Genomic DNA, 1,517 nt, shown 5'->3' on the forward strand with positions numbered 1-1,517 from the left:
GCATCTACAAAGGGATTGTAAGCGAAAATGGGGTCTACACTTTCTGGTGTTGAGAAATAATCAACACTGAACGTGTAGGCCCTTTTTGGATAACGCAAAAAGACACCTACTCAGTGTCCATGCTATGCTTGTTAGCGTCGAAACCAAAAGCAAGCGAGGTTATGAGTAAATGTCCCAATACGATCCTACACTGTCCGTCCTTGGAATACCAGACCATAATATCAAAGTTGCCTTTGTTCGTCATGAATATCGCGGCAACGGGGTACGTCGCCGCCAGTATCATGTGATTGATGCCGAACTGACTTACCGGTTAACCCGGTGCCCACTGTGTGGCTTTGAGGCCTTGCACCCTAACGGGTTTTACACGGCCCACGTGCGCGTCCTCAACGGGGTTGAAATACCGACAGTCATTGACTTGCACAAGCAACGATGGCGCTGTCATAACTGTTACCACACAGTCAGTGCCAAGACGCCACTCGTGCAACCCAACCACACGATCGCCGCTCACATGACAGAGCGAATCATGAAGTTAGCGCATGAACGGTTGCCAGTCAAAACCATCGCCCATATTATCGGAATCTCAGCTTCCTCGGTTCAACGGATCATTGACCAAAATCTCAAACTCCGACCGGCTCGCCGGCTACCCACGCGACTCTGCTTTGATGAGTTCCGTTCCACTCATGGCATGATGTCGTTTATCTGTCTTGATGCCGATTCACATCGTCTGATTGCCTTGCTTGGTGACCGATTCAACCGCACGATTAAAAACTTCTTCATCGCTCATTATTCACTCGCTGAACGCACTCGGGTCCAGACGGTCACCATGGACATGAATGCAGCTTATCAGACGATTATTCATGAGGTTTTCCCCAAGGCCCAAGTCGTCATTGATCGGTTCCATATCATTCAACTTGCGGCTCGTGCCCTTGATCAGGTACGCGTCCAAGCGCTCAAACAGCTTGATGACAAACACAGCCGTCCTTATAAGATCATGAAGACAAACTGGCGGCTTTTTCATCAAACTGCGCCTGACGCTAAACACAAACAGTTCCTGTTTGGTTTGAATGAATACGTCACGCAACAGGAGGCCATCGATATCGCACTTGATACTGAGCCCAAGCTCAAGCAAACCTACGAGACCTACTTAGCGCTTCATGATGCTTTGATGGTGAAGAAACATCCCGCGGAACTGGCAAACCTGTTAGCTACTTACGAGCCAAACGGTACGGCAATGGACATGACGATCGCGACGCTTAAGCGACACAAAGTCGCTGTTCTCGCCGCTGTCACCAGCCCTTATTCCAACGGTCCGATCGAAGGGGTTAACCGCCTCATCAAGTCACTCAAACGATCCTGTTTTGGCTTCAAGAATCAGCTGAACTTCTTCAAACGAATCTACCAAATCACGGCATAACATGACAAAGACGGCTCCCCAAATGGAGAACCGCCTCAAATGATAAATTTATTCTTCAACACCAGTTGACGCAGAGCCACAAATGTAAACCATTTAGCGCATG

General features: G+C 48.8%; 1 protein-coding gene. It reads left to right on the forward strand.

Annotation, left to right across the window (positions count from 1 at the left end):
* Positions 1-169 precede the first annotated feature (169 nt).
* Complete coding sequence (locus tag BVJ53_RS14625; protein ID WP_129302972.1) at positions 170-1,414, forward strand: ISL3 family transposase; 1,245 nt, start codon at positions 170-172, stop codon at positions 1,412-1,414.
* The last annotated feature ends 103 nt before the right edge of the window (positions 1,415-1,517 follow it).

It is taken from the genome of Lacticaseibacillus chiayiensis, from assembly GCF_004123795.1.
GTDB classification, from domain to species: Bacteria; Bacillota; Bacilli; order Lactobacillales; family Lactobacillaceae; genus Lacticaseibacillus; species Lacticaseibacillus chiayiensis.